At 70.6% G+C, this 24,380-nt stretch carries 21 protein-coding genes and 1 tRNA gene; 12 read left to right on the top strand and 10 right to left on the bottom strand.

The annotated features are described in order from the left end of the window. The first annotated feature begins 4 nt into the window (after nucleotides 1–4). Nucleotides 5–499 (top strand): carboxymuconolactone decarboxylase family protein, encoded by a 495-nt coding sequence (locus ACZ4TR_RS40150; RefSeq protein WP_465293403.1) that lies wholly within the window; start codon nucleotides 5–7, stop codon nucleotides 497–499. On the opposite strand, the gene ACZ4TR_RS40145 is transcribed toward ACZ4TR_RS40150, so the two are convergent. Beyond that, a complete protein-coding gene (locus ACZ4TR_RS40145; RefSeq protein ID WP_465293379.1) occupies nucleotides 500–1,081 on the bottom strand; it encodes a short chain dehydrogenase in 582 nt (193 codons plus the stop codon). It abuts the gene before it with no gap. 114 nt (nucleotides 1,082–1,195) lie between these two features. Between ACZ4TR_RS40145 and ACZ4TR_RS40140 the strand changes: the two genes are divergently transcribed. Continuing rightward, nucleotides 1,196–2,632 carry an MFS transporter gene (locus ACZ4TR_RS40140; protein WP_465293378.1) on the top strand — a complete coding sequence of 479 codons (1,437 nt, stop codon included), beginning with the start codon at nucleotides 1,196–1,198 and terminating at the stop codon, nucleotides 2,630–2,632. A gap of 107 nt (nucleotides 2,633–2,739) precedes the next feature. Then, nucleotides 2,740–5,640 (top strand): tetratricopeptide repeat protein, encoded by a 2,901-nt coding sequence (locus ACZ4TR_RS40135; RefSeq protein WP_465293377.1) that lies wholly within the window; start codon nucleotides 2,740–2,742, stop codon nucleotides 5,638–5,640. Between the two features lie 32 nt (nucleotides 5,641–5,672). Here ACZ4TR_RS40135 and ACZ4TR_RS40130 read toward each other — a convergent pair. The 3 genes from ACZ4TR_RS40130 to ACZ4TR_RS40120 form a co-directional block, all read right to left on the bottom strand. Next, nucleotides 5,673–5,744 (bottom strand) — tRNA-Val (locus ACZ4TR_RS40130). A gap of 51 nt (nucleotides 5,745–5,795) precedes the next feature. Then, nucleotides 5,796–6,257, bottom strand: a complete 462-nt coding sequence (locus ACZ4TR_RS40125; RefSeq protein WP_465293376.1) for a peroxiredoxin — start codon at nucleotides 6,255–6,257, stop codon at nucleotides 5,796–5,798. Nucleotides 6,258–6,329: 72 nt separating this feature from the next. Next, complete coding sequence (locus tag ACZ4TR_RS40120; protein WP_465293375.1) at nucleotides 6,330–6,761, bottom strand: DUF3052 domain-containing protein; 432 nt, start codon at nucleotides 6,759–6,761, stop codon at nucleotides 6,330–6,332. Between the two features lie 418 nt (nucleotides 6,762–7,179). On the opposite strand from ACZ4TR_RS40120, the gene aceE reads away from it, so the two are divergent. After that, complete coding sequence (gene aceE / locus ACZ4TR_RS40115; protein ID WP_465293374.1) at nucleotides 7,180–9,975, top strand: pyruvate dehydrogenase (acetyl-transferring), homodimeric type; 2,796 nt, start codon at nucleotides 7,180–7,182, stop codon at nucleotides 9,973–9,975. A gap of 97 nt (nucleotides 9,976–10,072) precedes the next feature. Continuing rightward, nucleotides 10,073–11,284 (top strand): alpha-hydroxy acid oxidase, encoded by a 1,212-nt coding sequence (locus ACZ4TR_RS40110; protein ID WP_465293373.1) that lies wholly within the window; start codon nucleotides 10,073–10,075, stop codon nucleotides 11,282–11,284. On the opposite strand, the gene ACZ4TR_RS40105 is transcribed toward ACZ4TR_RS40110, so the two are convergent. Beyond that, the gene (locus ACZ4TR_RS40105; protein ID WP_465293372.1) at nucleotides 11,281–12,024 is read right to left on the bottom strand and encodes an SDR family oxidoreductase; all 744 of its coding nucleotides are present in this window, start codon (nucleotides 12,022–12,024) and stop codon (nucleotides 11,281–11,283) included. The genes ACZ4TR_RS40110 and ACZ4TR_RS40105 overlap by 4 nt on opposite strands. Nucleotides 12,025–12,107: 83 nt before the next feature. Here ACZ4TR_RS40105 and ACZ4TR_RS40100 point away from each other — a divergent pair, with 83 nt between their 5' ends. Both ACZ4TR_RS40100 and ACZ4TR_RS40095 read left to right on the top strand, forming a co-directional pair. After that, nucleotides 12,108–12,698, top strand: coding sequence for a TetR/AcrR family transcriptional regulator (locus ACZ4TR_RS40100; RefSeq protein WP_465293371.1), 591 nt, complete (start codon nucleotides 12,108–12,110; stop codon nucleotides 12,696–12,698). 282 nt (nucleotides 12,699–12,980) lie between these two features. After that, nucleotides 12,981–14,597 carry an L-lactate permease gene (locus tag ACZ4TR_RS40095; RefSeq protein ID WP_364528963.1) on the top strand — a complete coding sequence of 539 codons (1,617 nt, stop codon included), beginning with the start codon at nucleotides 12,981–12,983 and terminating at the stop codon, nucleotides 14,595–14,597. Here ACZ4TR_RS40095 and ACZ4TR_RS40090 read toward each other — a convergent pair. From ACZ4TR_RS40090 to ACZ4TR_RS40070, 5 genes are all read right to left on the bottom strand, one after another. After that, the gene (locus tag ACZ4TR_RS40090) at nucleotides 14,578–15,213 is read right to left on the bottom strand and encodes a nicotinamide mononucleotide transporter family protein (protein ID WP_465293370.1); all 636 of its coding nucleotides are present in this window, start codon (nucleotides 15,211–15,213) and stop codon (nucleotides 14,578–14,580) included. The genes ACZ4TR_RS40095 and ACZ4TR_RS40090 overlap by 20 nt on opposite strands. A 54-nt stretch (nucleotides 15,214–15,267) precedes the next feature. Beyond that, nucleotides 15,268–15,990: an MOSC domain-containing protein gene (locus ACZ4TR_RS40085; protein WP_465293369.1), complete on the bottom strand. Its 723-nt coding sequence runs from the start codon at nucleotides 15,988–15,990 to the stop codon at nucleotides 15,268–15,270. A gap of 100 nt (nucleotides 15,991–16,090) precedes the next feature. Next, nucleotides 16,091–16,864 (bottom strand): mechanosensitive ion channel family protein, encoded by a 774-nt coding sequence (locus ACZ4TR_RS40080; RefSeq protein ID WP_465293368.1) that lies wholly within the window; start codon nucleotides 16,862–16,864, stop codon nucleotides 16,091–16,093. Nucleotides 16,865–17,187: 323 nt separating this feature from the next. Then, the gene (locus ACZ4TR_RS40075) at nucleotides 17,188–18,384 is read right to left on the bottom strand and encodes an ABC transporter permease (protein WP_465293402.1); all 1,197 of its coding nucleotides are present in this window, start codon (nucleotides 18,382–18,384) and stop codon (nucleotides 17,188–17,190) included. Between the two features lie 23 nt (nucleotides 18,385–18,407). Continuing rightward, entirely contained in the window at nucleotides 18,408–19,316 is a 909-nt protein-coding gene (locus tag ACZ4TR_RS40070; protein ID WP_465293367.1) for an ABC transporter ATP-binding protein, read from the bottom strand. 127 nt (nucleotides 19,317–19,443) lie between these two features. Between ACZ4TR_RS40070 and ACZ4TR_RS40065 the strand changes: the two genes are divergently transcribed. The 5 genes from ACZ4TR_RS40065 (at nucleotide 19,444) to ACZ4TR_RS40045 (ending at nucleotide 24,357) form a co-directional block, all read left to right on the top strand. Further along, nucleotides 19,444–20,658, top strand: coding sequence for a PucR family transcriptional regulator (locus ACZ4TR_RS40065; RefSeq protein WP_364527700.1), 1,215 nt, complete (start codon nucleotides 19,444–19,446; stop codon nucleotides 20,656–20,658). A gap of 196 nt (nucleotides 20,659–20,854) precedes the next feature. After that, on the top strand, nucleotides 20,855–21,778 hold the full coding sequence (locus ACZ4TR_RS40060) for an ACP S-malonyltransferase (RefSeq protein WP_364527703.1): 924 nt from the start codon (nucleotides 20,855–20,857) through the stop codon (nucleotides 21,776–21,778). After that, nucleotides 21,775–22,758: a beta-ketoacyl-ACP synthase III gene (locus tag ACZ4TR_RS40055; protein ID WP_465293366.1), complete on the top strand. Its 984-nt coding sequence runs from the start codon at nucleotides 21,775–21,777 to the stop codon at nucleotides 22,756–22,758. The genes ACZ4TR_RS40060 and ACZ4TR_RS40055 overlap by 4 nt, the downstream gene beginning before the upstream one ends. Before the next feature lie 75 nt (nucleotides 22,759–22,833). After that, complete coding sequence (locus ACZ4TR_RS40050) at nucleotides 22,834–23,079, top strand: acyl carrier protein (RefSeq protein WP_004559006.1); 246 nt, start codon at nucleotides 22,834–22,836, stop codon at nucleotides 23,077–23,079. A 27-nt stretch (nucleotides 23,080–23,106) separates the two neighbouring features. After that, nucleotides 23,107–24,357, top strand: a complete 1,251-nt coding sequence (locus tag ACZ4TR_RS40045; protein WP_364527709.1) for a beta-ketoacyl-[acyl-carrier-protein] synthase family protein — start codon at nucleotides 23,107–23,109, stop codon at nucleotides 24,355–24,357. Nucleotides 24,358–24,380 lie beyond the last annotated feature (23 nt).

Below are 24,380 nucleotides of genomic sequence, written 5' to 3'. Positions count from 1 at the left end.
GACGATGGCGGCCACCGCGAAGAAGTTCGGCCACGTCCCGCCGGCCGTCGCCCGGATGGCGACGTCACCGGAGACCCTGAACGGCTTCCTCAAGCTGAACGCGATCTTCGAGTCCACGACGCTGCCGGCGCTGGAGCGGGAAGTCCTGATCATGACGGTGGCCACGCGCAACGGCTGCCACGTCTGCGTCGCGATGCACACGGCCACCCTGCAGCGGCTGTCCGCTTCGCCGGAGCTGGTGGCGGCCCTGCGGGCGCAGTCGGAGCTGCCCTCGCCGCGGCTGGAGGCGTTGCGGACGTTCGTGCACACGGTGATGGACACGACGGGCGAAGTCCTCGCCGCCGCGCTCGAGGAGTTCGTCGCGGCGGGTTACACGGCCCGCAACGCTTTGGAGGTGGTGCTGGGTATCGGGACGTACACGCTGTCGACGTACGCGAACCGGCTCACCGGCGCGCCGCTGGACGACGCCTTCGCCGAACACGCCTGGCCCGCGGCGTGATCAGCGCGGGACAACGGTGGTGCCGGTCGCGTCGCCTTCGACGAGCACCCGGTAGGCCTCGGCGACCACGGCCACCGGCGTCCCGCGGCCGCCGTCCTCCCCCATCGCCTCGAGGGTTTCGCTGATCCAGCCGGGGCTGACCGCGTTGATCCGCGGCCCGTCCGGCAGTTCGGCGGCCACCGACCGGACGAAGCCCTCGAGGCTGGCGTTGACGAGCGCGCCGAGGCCGCTGCCCGGAATCGGCTCGGTGAACGTCCCGGCGGTGAGCGTGATCGAGCCGCCGGCGGGCAGGCGCTCCGCCGCGCGGCGGGCGAGCGCGACCTGGCCGAGCAGCTTGGCGCGCAGGTCGTCGAGCACCTGCGCGTCGGTCAGCTCGGCGAGCGGCCGCAGCGGCACGTTGGCGGCGCAGCACACGACGGCGTCGACCGGCTCGGCGAACAGCGCCTCGAGCGACGCGGGGTCGGCCAGGTCGGCCCGGACCGAGGAGGTGCGTGAGACGGGAACGAGGTCGTGTCGCGGTTCGAGGGCGGCGGCGACGGCCCGTCCGACGAGCCCGGTGGCCCCCAGCACGATGATCTTCACGTCCCCGACGCTAGCCGCATTCCGGCGGCCGCGAAAAAACTTTTCGCGGCCGTGTCCGGTCCCCGTCCGCGGCTCCGACCTCCCGGTGTTCGAACCCACGGAGAAGGAGTCACCATGGACAAGCCGGCCGGACGGCGGGAATGGCTGGGGCTGGCGGTGCTCGTGCTGCCCACCCTGCTCGTCGCGATGGACATGACCTCGCTGTTCCTCGCGTTGCCGCAGCTGAGCGCCGATCTCGGGGCGAGCGCCACCGAGCAGTTGTGGATCACCGACAGCTACGGCTTCGTCGTCGCCGGGTTCGTCATCACGATGGGCACCCTCGGCGACCGGATCGGCCGACGGCGGCTGCTGCTCACCGGCGGCGGCGCCTTCGGGGTCATCTCGGTCGTCGCGGCGTTCGCCACCAGCCCGGAGCTGCTCATCGTGGCCCGCGGCGCCCTCGGCATCGCCGGGGCGACACTGATGCCGTCGACGCTGGCCCTGATCACGAACATGTTCCGCGACGAGAAGCAGCGCGGAAGGGCCATCTCAATCTGGGCCACCTGCCAGTTCGCGGGCGGCTCGGCCGGCCCGGTGCTCGCCGGGTTCCTGCTGCAGCACTTCGCGTGGGGCTCGGTCTTCCTGGTCGCCGTCCCGGCGGTGGCCGTCCTGCTCGTCGCGGGCCCGTTCCTGCTGCCGGAGTTCCGCGCGCCCGCGTCCGGACGGCTCGACCTCGGCGGGGTCGGCCTCTCGCTGGCCGCCGTGCTGCTGGTCGTGTTCGGCCTCAAGCAGCTGGCGGCCGGTTCGCTGGCCCTGCCGATCGCGGCGATCGCCACCGGGACGCTGCTGGGCATCGTCTTCACCCGCCGCCAGCTGACCACGCCGTCACCGCTGCTGGACCTGCGGCTGTTCCGCAACTGCCCGTTCACGGCGGTGCTGGTGGCGCTGGTGTTCGCGGGAGTGGCGATGGCGGGCGTCGGCCTGCTGGTCACGCAGTACCTGCAGAGCGTTCTCGGCCACTCACCGCTGGCTTCGGCGGTGCTGTTCGCCCCGATGGGCCTCGGCGTCGCGGCGGGCACGATGACGGCACCGTCGCTGACCCGCTGGATGGCTCCGGCCACGGCGATAGCGGGCGGCTTGGCGGTCTCGGCGGTGGGCGGCCTGCTGCTGGCGTTCACCTCCGGCCTTCCGCTGGTCGTGGTGGGGATTACGGTGCTGACGCTGGGCACGGGCCCGCTGTTCGCGCTGGGGATCGGCTTGGTGCTGGGCTCGGTCCCGCCCGAGCGAGCGGGTTCGGCGGCCTCGATGGCGGATACCGGCAACTACCTGGGCGGCTCGCTGGGGATGGCCCTGATCGGCCTGACCGCGACGGCGGTGTACCACGGAGCGTTCCCGGCGGGCACGACGTTGGCGGTGGACGTCCTGCGCCCGGAGGTGGCGGAGGAGGCCAAGGAGGCGTTCACGACCGCGCTGAACGTGACGGGCGTGATCGCGGCGGTGCTGTTCGCGGGGTTGGCAGTGCTGGTGACGACGATGCGCCGCACGGCCCCGAAGCCGGCACTGGTGGGATGACCGACGGCGGGCGCGGCACGATGGCGATCCGCTCGGATGGGAGTCCGGGGGGTCGCCGGTGGTAGCCGCACCTCGGCCGACGAGCCCGACAGCTAGTGTGCTCCGCCATGGAACGCGTGGTCATGGCCCGGTGGGTCGCTCGGTGGTGGCACCTCGTGGCGTCCGTGGTGATCGCGGCTGGGCTGGGCGTGGTGATCAATCTGGTCACCGACAGCGCCACCTGGGTGCTGGTGTGTGCTGCTGTGGTGCTGGTCGGAGCGCAAGCCGGTCTCTCGATGTGGCAGGGCGTGCGCGATCAGCGGACCGCGCGGGCGGCGCGTGACCTGGTGCTGGCGCCGTTGCGGCCGCCGCCACCAGAGGTGCCTGAGCCGGGAGCCGAGGGTGTGACGGCGGCGGTGGCCTGGCTGACCGCGCCGTTCAGCCCGACTCGGTTGTGGGGCCGGGTGAAGTTGCGGGACACCTTGGTTGCCTGGTGCGTGGACCGGGCGCCGGAGGCGGGCGGGGCATGGCTGATCACCGGGCCGGCGGGAGTAGGCAAGAGCAAGCTGGGTTTGGCCGTGGCGGAAGCCTTACCGGCGGGATGGGCAGCGAGCTGGCTGACCGGGCCGGTCGACGGAGTGCTGGAACGGGTCGTGGCGGCCGGTGATCCGACGCTGGTTCTGGTGGACGACGCCGACAGCGTGCCCGACCTGGAGCGGCTGTTGACATCGGCGCTGCGCCACCCGGCTCTGGTGCGGCTGCTGTTGGTGTGCAGAGATCCGAAGGCACTCCGGTTGCCGGACACGATGCTGCCGCAGGTGGCCAAGGTCATCCGTCTCACAGCCATCGGTGAGGAGGGTGATCGGCGCCGCTGGTTCGAAGAAACGACCATCGCCTACGCCGAAGCGTTCGGTGTCCGGCATCCGGAACTACCGGATCGCCCGGTCGGCACGAACCAGGACACGATGCTGATCCTGCATGCCCGCGCCCTGCTCACGACCCTCGGGAACACCGACGCCCGCGAACTATCCATGGCCACGGTCATGGCCGAGCTCGTGGACCGGGAAATGCGCACCTGGCAGCCAGGGTCGGCTCCTTTGCCACCGGGCTGCGACGTCGATGTGCTGGCCGAAGCCGTGACTGTCCTGATGCTGATCCCGGCGAAGAGCGCCGAGGAGGCCGCGGAAGCATTGCGGCGAGTTCCCCAGTTCGCCCCGGACACCGCCCACGAATCCCGTTTCGCGGTGGCTCGCTGGGCACGCAGCCGCTACCCGAACGGGCCGGACGAGCGCCTGGGGATCCGGCCGCACCTGGTCGGTGATCGCCTGATGCTGGACACGCTCGGCCGCGCCGAACTGCTCGAGCCCGGCGACATCGCCGTCGCCACACCGATCCTGGTTCGCGCCCACGGCGACTTCCCCGATGCCCTCGAGCTGCTCATCACGCTCGCCAGCCGCGACGGTTCCCCGTTGTCCGCAGTCATCACTGCTCTCCTGGACACCAGTGCCCACGATCACGTCGTCGACCGCGCTATCGCCGCGCTGGTCGACCACACCCGGATCACGGACGCGGAGGACCTGGCCAGTACTTTGACGTCTCCCGCGAAGGGCCACTACCCGCATGTCCGGGCCGCGCTGGCCACTCTGCACGTCGAGCGCTGCCGAAAACTCGCCGAGGCGGAGCCCGGACGCGACCTCTCCGACCTCGCCGGGGCGCTGTTCGCGCTCGGCGGCGCCCTGGACGAAGTGGGCCGCTACCGGGAAGCTCTGCCCTCGGCCGAGGAAGCGGTCGCCACCTGCCGGGAACTCGCCGACGCCGACCCCGAACACCACCTTCCCGCCCTGGCCCACTCCCTGCTCAACTTCGCGACCACCCTCGATCGGCTGGGGCAGAACAGGCAAGCGCTCGCCCCGAGCAGGGAAGCGGTCACGATCTGCCGGAAACTGGCCGATACCCACCCGGAACAACACCTGTCCGACCTCGCCCGCTCCCTGGGGCACCTCGGAACCATCCTGCGTGACCTCGGGCACTACCGGGCGGCGCTCGACCTCGCCGAGGAAAGCGTCTCTCTGTACCGGGAGCTGGCCGGCGAAGAGCGCGGGCTCCACCTCCCCGGCCTCGCCGATTCACTGGGCAACCTCGCAGGAATCCTGCATGCGCTGGGTCGCTTCCAGGAAGCACTCGACCTGAACGAGGAAGGCATCACCATCCGGCGGGAACTCGCCGAGACAGAGCCGGAGCGCCACCTCCCCGGCCTCGCCCGCGCCCTGGTCGGTATCGGGACCGCCATGCCTGGCCTGGGCCGGTACCAGGAGGCGCTCGACCCGGCCGAGGAAGCCGTCACCCTATTCCGGAGACTCGCCGAGGCAGAGCCCGAGCGCCACCTTCCCGACCTCGCCCACTCCCTCGGCAACCTCGGGACGACCCAGTACGGGCTGGGCCGCTACCGGAAGGCGCTCGACCCCACCACGGAAGCTCTCGCCATCCGCCGGAGACTCGCCGACGCCGAGCCCCTGCGCCACCTCCCCGGCCTCGCCGAGTCCCTCAGCAACCTCGGCGGCATCCTGCACAGTCTGGGCCGCAACCAGGAAGCGCTCGGCCCCGCCGAGGAAGCCATCGCCATCCGCCGGAAACTCGCCGACGCCGAGCCTGGACGCTACCTTTCCGACTTCGCTTACTCCCTGAACAACCAGGCGTGCACGCTGCGCGCTCTCGGCCGTCACCAGGAAGCACTCGACCTGACCGAGGAAGCGGTCGTCATCCGCCGGAAACTCGCCGACGCCGAGCCCCTGCGCCACCTCCCTGCCCTCGCCGAGCTCCTGAGCAACCGGGCAGGCAGCCTCCGGGGCTTGAACAGACACGAAGAGGCGCTGGGCGTCGACCGCAGCACAGTCGCGGTGTGGAAGGCCGCAGCGACGCTGAAGCCCGAACTCCACGAACGAGCGTTCCAGAGAGAAGCGGCTCGGCTTCGACAGCGTCTGGTCCAAGCCGGGCTTCCTGCCGAGGCCATCCTCGCTGAGACCCCGTGACGCCCGATGATGACGAGCTCGGGGTTCGACGGTGGGCGCAGCAGGGTTCGAACCTGCGACCGCTCGGGTGTAAGCCGAGTGCTCTTCCGCTGAGCTATGCGCCCCCTCGGACGGCGGCTCCCACGAAACCCGAGGGAGCCCGCCGTCCGGGGAAATCAAGCCAGTTCGGCCACGGCCTTCTTCCAGCCCTGCTGGTCACGCGCCTCACCGGGGGCGTTGACCTCGGCGAACCTGACCACACCGGAGGTGTCGATCAGGAACGTGCCACGGACCGCCAGGCCCGCCTGCTCGTTGAACACGCCGTACGCGCGAGCCACCTCGCCGTGGGGCCAGAAGTCGGACAGCAGCGGGAACTGGTAGCCCTCCTTCTCGGCCCACGCCTTGAGCGAGAACGGCATGTCGACCGAGACGCCCAGGATCTGGACGCCCTTGTTGTCGTAGTCGGCGAACTCGTCTCGGAGCTGGCACAGCTCGCCGGTGCAGATGCCGCTGAACGCGAACGGGTAGAAGACCACCAGCACCGGCTTGTCGCCCCGGAAGGACGACAGCTGCACCGGCTGCTTGTTGTAGTCGTTGAGCGTGAAGTCAGGGGCCTCAGAACCGACCTCGACGGTCATACCGCGTTTCCTCTCCCGTACGGACACGTGCCTGCGACGACAACCCTATCGTGTCTGCCGGGCGGGACCTGTTCAGCGCTGCTTCGACTTCGACTTCGGAGAGACCAGGCGCGTCCCGATCCAGTTCGCTCCCACACTCATGTTGGCGGTCTGGGCCAGGCCCACGGCCGGCACGGCTTCGGCGATCTCGCTCGGCTCGACGTGCCCGGGCTGCCCGTTCTTCGGGGTCAGGACCCAGATCACGCCGGTCTCCTCCAGGGGGCCCCTGGCGTCGATGAGCGCGTCACCCAGGTCACCGTCGTCTTCGCGCCACCACAGCAGCACCACGTCGATGACCTCGTCGGCCTCCTCGTCGAGGATGTCCCCGCCGATCTGTTCCTCGATCGCCGCACGGAGGTCGTCGTCGACGTCCTCGTCCCAGCCGATCTCCTGGACGACCATCTCGGGCTTGATGCCGAGCCTCTCGGCGACGCTGCTCTGATCAGCGTCTCCCGCGGCGACCACTGCTTTCACTCCTCCAACTACGACGGAGCGTGGCGACCGCGCCCCCGCTGCGGGGGTACGGCTGCGCCACACTCGGCGACCCGGTTGCCGATAGCGAACACTGGTAGGGCTCCGCGCGCAACCGTCCACACCGGATCTTTGACAACTCGTGTCGCAGGATACGGCCCGCGACCGTGCCGGCGCGACGTCGTTTCGGGTACCTCACGGGACCGGTCTGCCACCCCTTCGGGGGGCGTCGCCTAGGCTGGGGAGGAAGAAAACGCGCGCGCGATACACCGCGCGCGGGGAGTGGCTCGACCGGGTCGGCTGATGTTACCGCTGAGTAGCGGTGCGGAAGCCGGTACGGAAGACGACGATGGAGAGTCGTACACCCCCGAGTACGAGCACCACCGGCTGCAACTTTTCGCAAGGAGACCCCTTGGCCCCGCAGAACGACGGCGCCTCCGGCAAGGAGACCCCGGCACGCGTACGCGTAATCCGTGACGGATTGGCGGCGCACCTGCCCGACATCGACCCGGAGGAGACCGCCGAGTGGCTGGACTCGTTCGACGAGGCGCTGGCCAGGGGAGGTCAGCAGCGGGCCCGGTACCTGATGCTGCGCATCCTGGAGCGCGCCCGCGAACGCAATGTGGGCGTCCCGGCGCTGACCTCGACGGACTACGTCAACACGATCCCCACCGAGAACGAACCGTGGTTCCCCGGTGACGAGGAGATCGAGCGCCGCTACCGCGCCTGGATCCGCTGGAACGCGGCGATCATGGTGCACCGGGCGCAGCGCCCCGGCGTGGGCGTCGGTGGTCACATCTCGACCTACGCCTCCTCGGCCGCGCTGTACGAAGTCGGGTTCAACCACTTCTTCCGCGGCAAGGACCACTCGGGCGGCGGCGACCAGATCTACATCCAGGGCCACGCCTCCCCCGGCATCTACGCCCGCGCGTACCTCGAGGGCCGGCTGTCCGAGCAGCAGCTCGACGGCTTCCGCCAGGAGTACTCGCACGCCGGTGAGGGCGGCGGCCTGCCGTCGTACCCGCACCCGCGGCTGATGCCGGAGTTCTGGGAGAACCCGACGGTGTCGATGGGCCTCGGCCCGATGAACGCCATCTACCAGGCGCGGTTCAACCGCTACCTGCGCGACCGCGGCATCAAGGACACGAACGACCAGCACGTCTGGGCGTTCCTCGGCGACGGCGAGATGGACGAGGCGGAGTCGCGCGGCCTGATCCACATCGCGGCCGGTGAGGGCCTCGACAACCTGACCTTCGTGATCAACTGCAACCTGCAGCGGCTCGACGGCCCGGTGCGCGGCAACGGCAAGATCATCCAGGAGCTGGAGTCGTACTTCCGCGGCGCCGGCTGGAACGTCATCAAGGTCATCTGGGGCCGCGAGTGGGACTCGCTGCTGCACGCCGACCGCGACGGCGCCCTGGTCAACCTGATGAACGTCACGCCGGACGGCGACTACCAGACGTACAAGGCCAACGACGGCGCCTTCGTCCGCGAGCACTTCTTCGGCCGCGACCCGCGGACGAAGGACCTGGTCAAGGACCTCTCCGACGCCGACATCTGGAACCTCAAGCGCGGTGGCCACGACTACCGCAAGGTGTACGCGGCGTACAAGTCGGCGCTGGAGCACCACGGCCAGCCGACGGTGATCCTGGCCCACACCATCAAGGGCTACGGCCTGGGCCCGGCGTTCGAGGGCCGCAACGCCACGCACCAGATGAAGAAGCTCACCCTCGACGACCTGAAGCTGTTCCGCGACTCGCAGCGGATCCCGATCAGCGACGAGGAGCTCGAGCGCGACCCGAAGCTGCCGCCGTACTACCACCCGGGCGCGAACTCGCCGGAGATCGAGTACCTGATCGGCCGCCGCAAGGCGCTCGGCGGCTTCCTGCCGGAACGCCGCCCGAAGGCCGCGAAGGCGCTCGTGCTTCCCGGCGACAAGGTCTACGAAGGCGTCCGCAAGGGCTCCGGCAAGCAGGAGGTCGCCACGACGATGGCGTTCGTCCGGCTGGTCCGCGAGCTGGCGAAGGACTCCGAGATCGGCAAGCGCGTCGTCCCGATCATCCCGGACGAGGCCCGCACCTTCGGCCTCGACTCGATGTTCCCGACGGCCAAGATCTACAACCCGCACGGCCAGACGTACACGTCGGTCGACGCGAGCCTGATGCTGGCCTACAAGGAGTCCGAGAAGGGCCAGCTGCTGCACGAGGGCATCAACGAGGCGGGCTCGACCGCGTCGTTCACCGCCGTGGGCACGTCGTACGCGACGCACGGCGAGCCGATGATCCCGATCTACATCTTCTACTCGATGTTCGGGTTCCAGCGGACCGGTGACGGCCTCTACGCCGCCGCCGACCAGATGGCCCGCGGGTTCGTCATCGGCGCGACCGCCGGCCGCACCACGCTGACCGGTGAGGGCCTTCAGCACGCCGACGGGCACTCGCTGCTGCTGGCGGCGACCAACCCGGCGGCCGTGGCGTACGACCCGGCGTGGTCGTTCGAGATCGCGCACATCGTGAAGGACGGCCTGCGCCGGATGTACGGCGAGACCGGCCCGGACGGCAACGGCGAGAACGTCTTCTACTACATGACGATCTACAACGAGCCGTACCAGCAGCCCGCCGAGCCGGAGAACCTCGACGTCGACGGCCTGCTCAAGGGCCTGTACAAGTACGCGGACGCGCCTTCGGGCGACGGTCCGGAGGTGCAGATCCTCGTCTCGGGCGTCACGATGCCGGACGCGCTCAAGGCGCAGAAGCTGCTGGCCGAGGAGTGGGGCGTGCGGGCCGCGGTGTGGTCGGCGACGTCGTGGACGGAGCTCCGGCGCGAAGCCGTCGCGATCGACCACGACAACCTGCTCTACCCGGGCAGCGAGCCGCGCGTGCCGTACGTGACCGAGAAGCTCCAGGGCTCGAACGGCCCGGTCGTGGCGGTGTCGGACTGGATGCGCGCGGTGCCGGACCTGATCCGCCCGTACGTGCCGACCGACATGCTGACGCTGGGCACCGACGGGTTCGGGTTCTCCGACACCCGGCCGGCGGCGCGGCGGAAGTTCCTGGTCGACGCCGAGTCGATCACCGTCGGCGCGCTGTCGATCCTGGCCAAGCGCGGCGAGGTCGACTCGGCGAAGGTCCTCGAAGCGGCCACGAAGTACCGGCTCGACGACATCGCGGCCGCGGGGCCGCAGACGTCGGATTCCGGCAGCGCGTGACTTGGCGCTAGAGACACAGTGCTAGAAAGGGACCCGGCAGACATCCGATGTCTGCCGGGTCCCGTTCGCCGCAAGGCCGTGTAGGGAGTTGATGAAGGTGACGAAGCGCCGACTGCCGAAACCGGACGAGCTGAAGCAGCTCCTGCGGCCGAAGCCGCTCATTCTCAATCCGACCGAACGGCGGCTGGCGAACGCGCACACCATCGCCGACCTGCGGACGATCGCCCGCAAGCGGACCCCGCGGGCGGCGTTCGACTACACCGACGGCGCGGCCGAGCTCGAGGACAGCCTGCGCCGCGCCCGGCAGGCCTACCGGCGGATCGAGTTCCACCCGAACGTGCTGCGCGGCGTGTCCGATGTGGACACCACCCGCGAGATCCTCGGGAAGACGTCGGCGCTGCCGTTCGCCTTCGCCCCCACCGGGTTCACGCGGATGATGAACCACGAGGGCGAGGCCGCGGTCGGCCGCGTGGCGCAGCGCAACGGCATCCCGATGGGCCTCTCGACGATGGCGACGACGTCGATCGAGGACCTCGCCGAGGCCGCTCCCGAAGCGCGCAAGTGGTTCCAGCTCTACGTCTGGCGCGACCACGGCGCCGGGGAAGATCTGATGAATCGCGCCTGGGCGGCGGGCTACGACACGCTGATGCTGACCGTGGACACCCCGGTCGGCGGCGCGCGCCTGCGCGACGTCCGCAACGGCCTGACCATCCCGCCGGCGCTGACCCTCAAGACGTTCCTCGACGGCGCGACGCACCCCGCGTGGTGGTTCAACCTGCTCACCACCGAGCCCCTGCACTTCGCCTCGCTGAGCCACTTCGACGGCACCGTCGCCGAGCTGCTGAACAAGCTGTTCGACCCCACGCTGAACTTCGACGACCTGGACTGGGTGCGCCGGACCTGGCCGGGGAAGCTCGTCGTCAAGGGCGTGCAGAACGTCGACGACGCCCGCGACGTCGTGAAGCACGGCGCGGACGCGGTGCTGATCTCGAACCACGGCGGCCGCCAGCTCGACCGCGCCCCGACGCCCCTGGAGCTGCTGCCGGCGGTGCTGGACGAGCTCCAGGGCGGCGCCGAGGTGTGGGTCGACACGGGCATCCTGTCCGGCGGCGACATCGTGGCGGCGATCGCCCGCGGCGCGGACGCGGTGCTGGTCGGCCGTGCGTTCCTGTACGGCCTGATGGCCGGCGGCGAGCGCGGGGTCCAGCGGTGCGTCGACATCCTGCGCACGGAGATGGTCCGCACGATGCAGCTGCTGGGCGTCCGGACGCTGAAGGACCTGACGCCCTCGCACGCCACCCTGCGTTAGACCTGCGCCTGGCCGCCGTCGACGAAGAACTCGACGCCGTTGACGAAGCTCGCTTCCTCGGTGGCCAGGAACAGCGCCGCCGCGGCGATCTCGCTCGGATCGCCGAGGCGGCCGAGCGGGACGGCCGTCGCCATCTGCTCGATCATCGCCTGCTGCGCGCCGGGCTCGGCCAGGCCGAGGAGGCCCGGCGTCAGCGTCGGCCCCGGACTGAGCACGTTCACGCGGATCCCCTTGCCCGCCAGGTCCAGGGCCCACGTGCGGGCGAAGTTGCGCACCGCGGCCTTCGTCGCCGCATAGATGCTCATGCCCGGCGCCACGCGCGTCGACGTCGTCGAGCCGGTGAGGACGATCGACGCCTTCTCGTTCAGCAGCGGCAGGGCCTTCTGCACGGTGAAGACGACGCCCTTGACGTTCGTGCCGAAGGTGGCGTCGAACTGCTCCTCGGTGATCTCGCCCAGCGGCGCGGTCACGCCGCCGCCGGAGTTGGCCACCACGACGTCCAGCCCGCGGCCGCGCTCGGCGATCGCCCGGTAGACCTCGTCCAGGTCGGCGAGCTTCGCGGAGTCCGCGCGGATCGCCTGGACCGATCCGCCGATCTCGGCGACGGCGTCGTCGAGGACCTCTTTGCGCCGTCCGGTGATGACGACGTGCGCGCCTTCCGCGGCGAACCGCTTCGCGATCCCCAAGCCGATGCCGGTTCCGCCGCCGGTGACCAGCGCTGTCTTGCCTTGCAGCCGCACGATGCCCTCCCGAATTCTTGACTATCTCGTCCAGAACGTACGCCGTTCTGGACGAGATAGTCAAGAATGCTTATCCTGGCCCTATGGCGAGACCACGCAGCTTCGACGAAGACGCGGTCCTGCGCACGGCGCGGGACCGGTTCTGGTCGACCGGCTACGCGGGCACGAAGATCGACGACATCGCCGCCGCGACCGGTCTCGGCAAGGGCAGCCTGTACGGCGCCTTCGGCGACAAGCACGCCCTGTTCGTGCGCATCTTCGACGACCACTGCGCGACCGCGATCGACGGTGCGCGCCGCAAACTCGAGGGCACCGACAGCGAGGCCTACCAGAGGCTCCGCGACTACGTCCTGGGCGACGCCGACACCGTCATCGCGGACGAGATCCACCGCGGCTGCCTGATCGCGAAGGCCGCGGCCGAGTGCGCCGAGCACGACGAGGAGATCGCCACTCGCGCCCGCAAGGCGTTCCGCGAGCTCAACGGCCTGCTGACGGCCTGCGTCGCGGCCGCTCAGCGCGCGGGCGACATCGCCGGCGGCCACGACCCGGCCCGGCTGGCCGGCCTCCTGCTGGCGACCATGCGCGGCATCGAAGCCCTCGGCAAGGGCGGCTGCGACCAGGCCGGCCTCCGCGGCATCGCCGAAACGGCTCTCGAGGTCCTCCCGAAGCCGTAACCCGCGTGCGCCAAGAGGCATCACGCGTGATCAGCAGGGCATCACGCGTGATCCGGCGGGCATCACGGCGATGCCGCGCCAATCACGCGTGATGCCTCCCCAGTCACGCGTGATGCCTCCCCAGTCACGTGTGATGCCTCTTTCCGCACGCAGCCCGGCCGTGAGGCGCTGACTCGTTGGGCCAACCGGTCTCAAGTTCTTGACGGACCGACCGGTTTGTGACGAAGATCTCGGGCACTCGCCGAAAGGCCGTTTTCGCATCGTGGAAAACGGAGGTCGCCCGTGTTCATGCAAGACCTGACTCCCCTCGGTTCGCTGGGCCTGTCCGCGCTCGTCGCCGTGCTGCCCCTCGCCACCGTTCTCGTGCTCCTCGGTGTCGTCCGGATGAAGGCGCACCACGCCGCCCTGATCGGGTTGCTCGTCGCGCTCGTCGTCGGGATCGCCGCCTACGGCATGCCGATCGTCCAAGCCGTCTCGGGCGCGCTGCAGGGCGCCGCGTTCGGGCTGTGGCCGATCATGTGGATCGTCGTCAACGCGCTGTGGATCTACCGGCTCACCGTGCGGACCGGGCACTTCGACGTACTGCGCCGCTCGTTCGGCCGGGTCTCCGACGACCCGCGGATCCAGGCGCTGATCATCGCCTTCTGCTTCGGCGCGCTCATGGAGGCCCTCGCCGGCTTCGGCGCGCCCGTCGCGATCAGCGCCGTGATGCTGGTGGCCGTCGGCTTCCACCCGGTGAAGGCCGCGGTCGTCGCGCTGGTCGCGAACACCGCGCCGGTCGCGTTCGGCGCGATGGGCACGCCCGTCGTCACACTGGCCCAGGTCACCGGCCTGCCGCTGCAGCAGGTCTCCTCGATCGTCGGCCGCCAGACGCCGCTGCTGGCCCTGGTCGTGCCGCTGCTGCTGGTGATCATCGTCGACGGCAAGCGCGGCCTGAAGGACACCTGGCTGCCCGCGCTGGTCTGCGGCGTCGCGTTCGGGCTCGTGCAGTTCCTCGCCTCGAACTACGTGTCGCCGCAGCTGGCCGACATCGGCGCCGCGCTCGCCGGCGCCGCCGCGCTGGTGGCGTTGCCGCAGACGCGCCGTGCGGTGCCCGAGGCCGTCCGGCTCAGCATGGGCGGTGGCGGGACGGCGACCGACGAAGCGCCGCCGGCGGACTCGCGCAACGACGTCGTCAAGGCCTACCTGCCGTACGCGCTGATCATCGTGATCTTCTCCCTGGCCGTGCTGCCGCCGATCAAGAAGCTGCTGGACAAGGCGACCTGGAAGTTCCACTGGCCCGGGCTGAACGTCGTCGGCCCGAACGGGAAACCCGTGTCCGGCAACACCTTCTCGCTCCCGTTCCTCAACACCGGCGGCACGCTGGTGCTCCTCGCCGGCATCATCACGGCCGCGATCCTGGCCGTCTCCGGGAGCGGGGCGGTCCGGGAATGGCTGGCGACGGTCAAGGAACTGCGGTTCGCGATCCTCACCGTCTGCGGGGTGCTCGCGCTGGCCTACGTGATGAACCTGTCCGGCCAGACCACGACGATCGGCACGTTCATCGCGGCCGCCGGCGCCGGCCTGGCGTTCCTGTCGCCCGTGCTGGGCTGGTTCGGCGTCGCCGTCTCGGGCTCGGACACGTCGGCGAACGCGCTGTTCGGCGCGCTGCAGGTGACCGCGGCGAACAAGACCGGCCTGGCCGCCGACCTCCTCGCCGCGGCCAACAGCTCCGGCGGCGTCCTCGGCAAGATGGTGTCCCCGCAGAACCTCACGATCGCCTGCGTGGCGGCGAACCTGCCGGGCGAAGAGGGCAAGCTGCTGCGGAAGGTGCTCCCGTGGAGCGTGGGCCTGCTGCTGGTGATGTGCCTGATCGTGCTCGGGCAGAGCACGCCGGTGCTCAGCTGGATGCTGCCATGACCCGGCGCTCGGCGACGCGGCGCGCGGAGCGGTTCCAGCTCCACCAGCCGTGGATGACGAGCCCGGCGAAGACGATGTAGATCGCGGCGGAGAAGTACAGCCCGGACGAGATCTGCAGCGGCACGCCGATCGCGTCGACGACCAGCCAGACCAGCCAGAACTCGACGAGCCCGGCGCCCTGCGCCGCGAAGGCGACGAGCGTGCCGACGAAGATGGCGGCGTCCGGCCAGGGCGCCCACGACGCGTCCAGCGCGTCGAGGACCAGGGCCATCACGGTGGTGCCCGCGACGAAGGCGCCGAGCATCGCCAGCCGTTCGGCCAGTCGTCCCTGCCGGACGACGACGCCGAACACCGGGTCCTGGCGGCGGGTCCAGGCCCACCAGCCGTAGACGGAGATGGCGAGGATGGCGACCTGGCGGGCGGCGAGCCCGCCCAGGTGCGCGGAGGCGTAGACGGCGAACAGCAGCACGGTGGCCCCGACCTGCACGGGCCACGTCCACAGGGTGCGACGCTGCGCGAGGAACACGACGGCGAGCGCGAACACCTGCCCGGCGAGCTCCGCGATCGAGATCCACTGACCGAGCACCGTGATTCCGTGGTGCAGCAGGAAATCCACCTGACGCCCCTTTCGTCCTACCGCATCAAACATGCTCCGGCGGGGATGAATTCCCTAGAGACTGTGAGCCGCGGAACATCCCACCTCGTGGACGTCGTCCCCGACGCGGAGCGTGCCACCGCGGACGACGCGGGTCTGCACGCCGAACGTCACGCCGTTGACGTCGGAGATCGTCTTGAGCAACCCGGGCGCGGCCGGCAAACCCTCGCCCGGCAGGCCGACCATCACGCAGCGGACGGCCTTGCGGAGGATCTCCAGCTCGACCTCGCCGATCCGGATCCGCTTCCCCAGCCAGGCCTCTTCGGCGAGTTCCGGCGCCGGGCCGGTGTCGAGCAGCAGGTTGGCCCGGAACCGCCGCTCGTCGAGCGCGGTGCCGGGCGCGCGCTCGGCCAGCCAGGCCAGCGACGACGTCGTGACCAGGTGGAGGGGTGCTTCGTCGTGGTGCGGGATCTCCGCTTCCTTCGCCAGCTCGACGCCCGGGAAGCCGAGCGCGGCCGCCAGCTCGGCGTGCACGTGCGCGGTGTCCCCGCGGACCACGCGCCCGTCCGGGAAGGTGATCACCGGGACGTCGCCGTCGTACCGCGCGGCGAACGCGTGCAGGCCGGGGATCCGCCGGAACCGGCGGGTGTTCTTGCCGCTGCCGAACTTGCCGGCGGGATCGCGGACCGCGTACAGGCGGTCGCCGTCAAGGCCGCGCTCGCCGACGGCCGCCTCGGCCAGCCGCTCCCCCGCCATCGACTTCACCGGATAGCGCCAGAGCGCCGCCACGACCCCCATCGCTCCAGCGTAACGGCCGGGCGGAGCGTCTTGAAAGCCGTGAATGTCGCATTGACGGACCGGGGCCCGGCGGCTTCCTCGTCCGCCGGGCCCCGCTTGCTCAGCCGTGGGAACGCGGCATGCCCGACGGCGGCGTGGGGGTGTTGTCCGCGCCGACCGTCGCGCGCGGCGGGGCGCTCGTGCCCATCTCGCCCGTGCGCTGCTTCGGCGTCTCCAGCTGGTGCTCCATGTTCGCGATCCAGCCACGCCAGCGGTCCTGCGCCGGCTTGATCAGGCCGCCGCCGAAGCCGACGACGATGACGCCGCCGATCGTCGCCAGCACCGCGATCAGCACCGGACCGGTGATGGCGGTCGCGATGTTCACCTGGCCGAGCGCGGCGATGATGCCGAACGCCATGATCAGCCAGTAGGCGCCGGTGGCCAGGTAACGGCTCGCCGGGCGGCCCGACATCGCCGACGAGACGACGTCACGCACGACCTTCGCGATGGCCGCGGCGACCACGACCAGCACCAGCGCCACCACGATCCGCGGCAGGAACGCGATGATGTCGTTGAGCAGCTGGCTCACCGGGTTGGTCGGCCCGAACACGCCGAACGCCAGCTGCAGCGCGATCAGCAGGATGAAGTAGTAGACCAGTTTCACGAGGATTCCGGTCGCGTCGATCTTCTGCTGGCCGATGCTGCCGGAAAGCCCGGTCTTCTCGATCAGCTTGCCGAAACCGGCCTTTCCCAGGACGAGACTCAGCCCTTTCGCGACGGCCTTCGCGATCAGCCAGCCGATCAGCAGGATGATCAGGAATCCGACGAGTTTCGGGACGAACGTGGCCACCAGGTTCCACGCCTGCCCGAGCCCGTCCTTCAGTTGCTGGCCCATACCGACTCCCTCCAAGGGTTTTGCGCCCGAATCGCCCACCCGCCGATTCGGGGTGGTGCCGCTTTGTGCACCGGATCGTTGATCAGGTACCCAGCGGCGGCAACTCGTGCGCCCCACGATCGAGTGAGACGACTGGCGCGGAAAGATCACCCGTGGCCATACTGGTTCTACCGGTGGGGACCGGGGAGACGAGGCCGTCCGGCGCAGCGTAAACCGCAAGCGCCGGGCGGCCTCGAGCATTTGGCGGAACTCGTGCCTCGGTCGCCCGAAAAAACGGCCCCCGAGCGCCGGAGCACTCGGGGGCCGGTGAACAGCCGGAAACGTCAGGCGGCGCGCAGGGCGTCGCGCAGTTTCACCTTCGCGCCGGTGCGCATGACCGCATTCCGGTAGATCCGCGCGGCCAGCCAGATCAGCCCCGGAATCATCAGCAACACCAGCACCACCGACAACGCGGCCTCCCACACCGGGACCCCGCCCATCGCCAGCCGGATCGGCATCAGCGTCGGCGAGAACACCGGAATCACGGAAAGCACCTCGACGAACGTGCTGCCCGGGTTCGACGGCAGCACCGAAATGCCGATCACGTACCCGGCGATCACGAACATCAGCGCCGGCATCGTCGCGCCGCCGACGTCTTCCTGGCGCGAAACCAGCGCGCCCAGCGCGGCGAACACGATCGAGTACATGAAGAACCCGAGCAGGTACCAGACGATCAGCCACACGACGGTCCCGACGGCCGACGAAAGCGAAAGGTCCGGCAGCGCGCCGGTGGCGGTCACGGTGACCAGCCCGCCGACGCCGATGACGAGCATCTGGATCAGCCCCACCACGCCGATGCCGAGCACCTTCCCGGCCATCAGCTGCCACGGCTTGATCGTCGACAGCAGCAGCTCGACGACCCGGGACGTCTTCTCCTCGACGACGCCCTGCGCCACGGTCTGGCCGTTGATCATCAGCGACAGGTAGATCAGGATCCCGGCGGCGATGCCGAGCCCCAGCTGCGCGCCGTTGTAGTCGTACGGCTGCTCCAGCGGCGTGTCCTCGATGAACTTCGCCGACGCGATCGCGGCCTTGAACCGCGCCGGGTCGCCGCCCAGCGCCGTGATCTGCTGGTCGATCGCCACCTGCTGGGACAGCAGCTGCAGGACGTTGGCGAGCTTGCCGTCGAGGTCCTTCTTCACCTGGACGTGCACGGTCTTGCCGTCGCCGGTGAGCAGCGCGTCGATCGAGCCGTCGGCGAGCTTGGCGCGCCCGGCGGCCTCGTCGGCGACCTGGGTGACGTCGATCTTCTCGTCGACCGTCTTCCCGCCGGCCTGCAGCGGCGCCGAGAACGCGGCGGTGGCCGGGGTGTAGCCGACCGTGGAGTCGGCTCCGCCGCCGCCCGAGATCAGCTTGAGCAGCACGATGCCGATCACGATCAGCAGCAGCATGACAACGGTGGCGACTCGGAAGGCCTTCGACTTCACGCGGGTGGAGATCTCGCGGGAGGCGACCAACCCGACCGCCGCGGCCGGGCTCATCCGGACGTCTTGGACCGGGGTGCTCACGCGGGAACCTCCTCGGTCGTCACGACGGAACGGAACAGGTCGGCCAGCGAAGGCTGCTCGCGGGCGAACTCGCGGACCGGCCCGGTGGCCAGCGCCGCCTTGAGCACGGCCTGGTCGTCGGCGCCCTCGCCGAGCTCGAGCTCGGTCACCGTGCCCTTCCGGCCCAGCACCGTCACGCCGGCCAGCCCGCCGGCCCAGCCGTCCCCGGCCTCGGGCACGTCGACCCGCAGCCGGACGGCCCCGCCGGACCGCAGCTCACCGACCGTACCGACCTCCACCATCTGTCCACTGCGGACGATCCCGACCCGGTCGCAGAGCCGCTCCACCAGATCGAGCTGGTGGCTGGAGAACACGACCGGCACCCCCTCGGCCGCCTTTTCCTTGAGCACCTGGCTCATCACGTCGACCGCGACCGGGTCGAGGCCGGAGAACGGCTCGTCGAGCACCAGGATCCGCGGCTCGTGCACCAGCGCCGCGGCCAGCTGGACGCGCTGCTGGTTGCCGAGGCTGAGCTTCTGCACCTCGTCTTCGCGGCGGGCGGCGACGCCGAGCCGTTCGGTCCACTTGTCCGCCGACGACCGCGCGGCGGCCGTGGACATGCCGTGCAGCCGCGCGAGGTAGGTGAGCTGTTCGGCCACCTTCATCTTCGGGTAGAGGCCGCGTTCCTCCGGCATGTACCCGATGTGGCGCCGCGTTTCGTGCGTCACCGGCTCGCCGTCGTAGCGGACTTCGCCGCCGTCGGCGGAAAGCACGCCGAGCGCGATCCGCATGGTCGTGGTCTTGCCGGCGCCGTTGCTGCCGACGAACCCGAAAAGCTCGCCGGGCCGGACTTCGAATGTCATTTCGCGCAAAGCGACGACGTCGCCGTAGCGTTTGGAGACCTTGTCGATCTCTAAACCGGTCATTCCGGTTCCCCCGTTCATCACTGGTTTCCCCCGCCCGCGATCCTAGGCAGTCCCTACACGCACGCATAGCGCCACACGTTGCCGCCGCGGGCTGCGAAAGTTGCGGGCACGTAGGATCGCGGGCGCCATGGATGGAACCACCTCCCCGCGCCGGGTGCCGAAGCACCACGGGCTCTCCGCGAAGACGCTTCGGCGGCTGGAACACGCGTCCGGCAGCCTGGCGAGCGCGAGCATCGCGGTGATGGAGCGGCGGCTGCTCTGGTTCACCCGGCTGCCCGCCGACCAGCGCGCGAGCGTCCTGCTGATCACGCAGGCCGGCGCCGCGGGCTTCGTCGACTGGCTGCGGGACTCGAAGGAAGCCCTCAAGCTGACGACCGAGGCGTTCCGCGACGCGCCGGCCGAGCTGTCGCGGTGGGTCAGCCTGCGGCAGGCGGTCGGCATGGTGCGCCTGGCCATCGAGGTGTTCGAAGAGCAGCTGCCGGAGTTCGCCGCGAACGAGGCCGAGCGGGCGGCGCTGATCGAAGGAATCCTGCGCTACGGCCGGGAAATCGCGTTCGCGGCGGCGAACTCGTACGCGGCGGCGGCGGAGGCCCGCGGCGCGTGGGACGCCCGGCTGGAGGCGCTGGTCGTCGACGGGATCGTGCGTGGGGACGCGGAGGAGTCGGTGCTGTCGCGCGCCACGGCGCTGGGCTGGGAGCCGTCGGCGGCCGCGACGGTCCTGGTCGGCAACCCGCCGTCGGAGGACCCGCCGACGGTGGTGTTCGAGGTCCGCAGCCGCGCGGCCCGCGTCGGCCGCCCGGTGCTGCTGTCGGTCCAGGGCTCCCGTCTGGTGGTCGTGGTCGGCGGCCCGACCGAGGGCGGCGTGAAGGAGCGCGAAATCCTCGCCCGGATGTCGGTGGCGTTCGCCGACGGCCCGGTGGTGGCCGGTCCGACGGTGCCGACGCTGGCGGAGGCGCACCACAGCGCGACGGAGGCGTTGTCGGGGCTGCGGGCGGTGGTCGGCTGGCCGGGGGCGCCCCGTCCGGTCCGCTCGGCGGACCTGCTGCCGGAGCGCGCGCTCTCGGGCGACGCGGAGGCGGAGCGCCTGCTGGTCGACACGATCGCGCGGCCGCTGGAGGAGGCGGGTCCGACGCTGCAGCGCACGGTGGAGGCGTACCTCGAAAGCGGCGGGGTGCTGGAGACCTGCGCGAAGACGTTGTTCGTCCACCCGAACACGGTCCGCTACCGGCTGCGCAAGGCGGCGGACCTGACGGGGTACCAGCCGATGGACCCGCGGGACGCCCTGGTGCTGCGGATCGCGTTGGCGGTGGGCCGGCTGGCGAGGGCCCGCGGCCTCTGGTGAGCGGCCGCCCGAAGCCTCTCCGGAGACCGGCGTCACGTGATGGACTTAACAGCGAAAGGTGATTGAACCCGACAAGGCTTCCGGGTTACGCGCGAGATTCTCCGGCGCGTCTTTGGAGGGTTCCGACAAAGACGCCGCGCAGACACTGTGAGCGTCGGCATCACGCCGGAGCGCCGTGAACGTGTTGGCTGGAAGAGTGACAGCAGCAGTCCTCGCTCCCGGTCAGGGGTCCCAGGCCCCCGGTATGTTCACGCCCTGGCTCGACCTCGACGGCGCCCGCGAGCGCGTCGCCCGGTGGTCCGAGCGCGCGGGCCTCGACCTGCTCCGCCTCGGCACCGAGGCGGACGCCGACGAGATCCAGGACACCGCCGTCGCGCAGCCGCTGATCGTCGCGCTGTCGCTGCTCACCTTCGAACACCTCCAGGCCACCGCGCCGGTCCCCGCGGACGCGCCCGTCGCCGGGCACTCCGTCGGCGAGCTCGCGGCCGCCGCGATCGCCGGGGTGCTGAAGCCCGAAGACGCCGTCGCGCTCGCCGCCGTCCGGGGTGCCGAGATGGCGAAGGCGTGCGCGCTGGAACCGACGTCGATGGCCGCGGTCATGCTCGGGGACCCCGAGCAGGTCGTCGCGTGGCTCGAAGGACAGGGCCTGACCGCGGCGAACCGCAACGGAGCGGGGCAGATCGTCGCCTCCGGTGCCGCCGACGCCATCGCGAAGATCGTCGCCGAGCCCCTGGAAGGCACGAAGATCCGCGCCCTCAAGGTCGCCGGCGCGTTCCACACGCAGTACATGGCACCCGCCGAAGAGGCGCTGCGCGCCCACGCCGCCGAGCTGACCCCGGCCGACCCGGTCCGCCCGCTGCTGTCCAACGCGGACGGCGCGGTCGTCACCAGCGGGGCCGAGTACCTGGACCGCCTCGTCGCGCAGGTCACCCGGTCCGTCCGCTGGGACCTGACGATGGACGGCCTGGTCTCCCTCGGCGTCACCCGCACCGTCGAACTCGCGCCCGCGGGCACGCTGACCGGCCTGGTCAAGCGGCAGCTCAAGGGCGTCGTCACCACTACCACCGCGCTGAAGACGCCGGCCGAACTGGCGGCGCTGCGCCAGGAGGACGCCTCGTGACCGACCGACCCGCCCTGAGCCTCAACCCCGGCTCCCGCGGCAGCCGCGTGCTGGGCATCGGCAGCGCGCAGCCGGACAAGATCGTCACCAACGACGACCTGTCGCAGATCATGGACACCAACGACCAGTGGATCCGCGACCGCGTCGGGATCATCGAGCGCCGGTTCGCGGAGAAGGACGAGTCGCTCACCGACTTCGCCGTCGCCGCGGGCACCGCCGCGCTGGCCGACGCGGGTGTCGACCCGTCCGAAGTGGACACGGTGATCCTGCCGAACTGCACCATGCCGACGCTGATCCCGAACGCCGCCGCCCAGGTGGCCGCGCGGCTCGGCATCCCCAGCCCCGGCGCGTTCGACCTCAACGCCGCGTGCGCCGGGTTCTGCTACGGCCTCGGCGTCGCCTCCGACCTGATCCGGGCCGGCTCGGCGAAGAAGGTCCTCGTCATCGGCGCGGAGAAGCTCACCGACTCCGTCAACCCGACCGACCGCGCGAACGCCATCATCTTCGCCGACGGCGCGGGCGCCGCGGTCGTCGGCGCGTCCGACGAGCCGCAGATCGGCCCGGTCTCCTGGGGCAGCGCGGGCGACCTCGTCGACCTGATCGGCATGACCGAGGACAAGTTCATCTACCAGGAGGGCCAGTCGGTCTTCCGGTGGGCGACGACCCAGATCGCGCCGATCGCCATGCGCGCGCTGGAGGTCGCCGGGCTGAAGCCGTCCGATGTGGACGTCCTGATCCCGCACCAGGCGAACCTGCGCATCGTCGAGGCGATCGCGAAGAAGCTGCGGGCCAACGGCGCCCGTGACGACATGGTCGTCGCCGACGACATCAAGTACTCCGGCAACACCTCGTCGGCGTCCATCCCCCTCGCGCTGGACCACATGCGCAAGGCCGGGACGGCGAAGTCCGGCGACGTGGTGCTGGCGGTCGGGTTCGGCGCGGGCCTGTCCTACGCCGGGCAGGCGTTCGTCTGCCCCTGACCACCGTTACGCTCCCCGCGGGCACTCGCCCGTGGACAACGAACCCCCCAGTAACACCGAGAAGGGAACTACCCCATGGCTGACAACGCTGAGATCCTCGCCGGCCTCGCCGAGATCGTCGAAGAGGTGGCCGGTGTGGCTCAGGACGACGTCACCGCCGAGAAGTCGTTCGTGGACGACCTGGACATCGACTCGCTGTCGATGGTCGAGATCGCCGTGCAGGCCGAGGACAAGTTCGGCGTCAAGATCCCGGACGACGAGCTCGCCAACCTCAAGACCGTGGGCGACGCCGTGAACTACGTGTCGGCCAACTCCAAGTAAGTCTGTTCCCTCCTTGAGGAGACTCCCATGAGCAACATCGACGTCGTGATCACCGGTCTCGGCGCCACCACACCGCTCGGCGGGGACGTGACGTCCACCTGGGACGGTCTGCTGGCCGGGCGGAGCGGGATCCGGGCGATCGAGGCCGACTGGGTCGAGGAGCTGCAGCTGCCCGTCAAGATCGGCGGCATGCTGGCCGTCGATCCCTCGGAGGTCCTCCCGCGGGTGCAGGCCCGCCGGCTGGACCGCTGCGAACAGGTCGCGTTGATCGCCGCCCGCCAGGCGTGGGCCGACGCCGGGTACGCGGAACCGACCGACGAGCACACGGACGTCGACCCCGACCGCCTCGGCGTGTCGATCGGCACCGGCGTCGGCGGCCCGGTCACCCTGCTCACCCAGAACGACCTGTTGCACCAGCAGGGTCTCCGCAAGGTGTCGCCGCTGACCGTGCCGATGCTGATGCCGAACGGCCCGGCCGCGCACGTGGGCATCGACCTGAAGGCGCGGGCCGGGGTGCACTCCCCGGCCTCGGCCTGCGCTTCCGGCGCCGAGGGCATCGCGAACGGGGTGGAGATGATCCGCTCCGGCCGCGCCGACGTCGTGGTCGCCGGGGGCGCCGAAGCGTGCATCCACCCGATCACGCTGGCCGGGTTCGCCCAGGCCCGCACGGTGTCCACGCGCAACGACGACCCCGGCAGCGCGTCACGGCCGTTCGACGCGAGCCGCGACGGCTTCGTCCTCGGCGAGGGCGCCGGCGTGGTCATCCTGGAGCGCGCGGACCAGGCGAAGGCCCGCGGGGCCCGCATCTACGCGACGATCGCCGGGCACGGCATCACCTCGGACGCCTACCACATCACGGGCAACCACCCCGAGGGCATCGGCCAGATCGCCGCCATGCGCGCGGCGATGAAGATGGCCGGCGTGACCGCCGCGGACGTCGGGCACGTGAACGCCCACGCGACGTCCACTGTGGTCGGTGACATCGGCGAGGCGGCGGCGATCCGCAACGCGATCGGGGAACACCCGGTCGTGACGGCGCCGAAGGGCGCGCTGGGCCACCTCGTCGGCGGGGCCGGCGCGGTCGAGGGGATCATCACGATCCTGTCGCTCTACCACGGCATCGTGCCGGCCACGATGAACCTGACCGACCTGGACCCGCGGGTGCAGCTGGACGTCGTGGCGGGCGAGGCCCGCAAGGTCGAGCTGACCGCGGCGATCAGCAACTCGTTCGGCTTCGGCGGGCACAACACCGCGCTGCTGTTCACCCCGGCGGCCTGAGTTCCGCAGCTGTGAAAAAGGGG

Source organism: Amycolatopsis sp. NPDC028719, from assembly GCF_055565395.1.
This window is presented reverse-complemented; position numbering and strand designations above follow the sequence as displayed.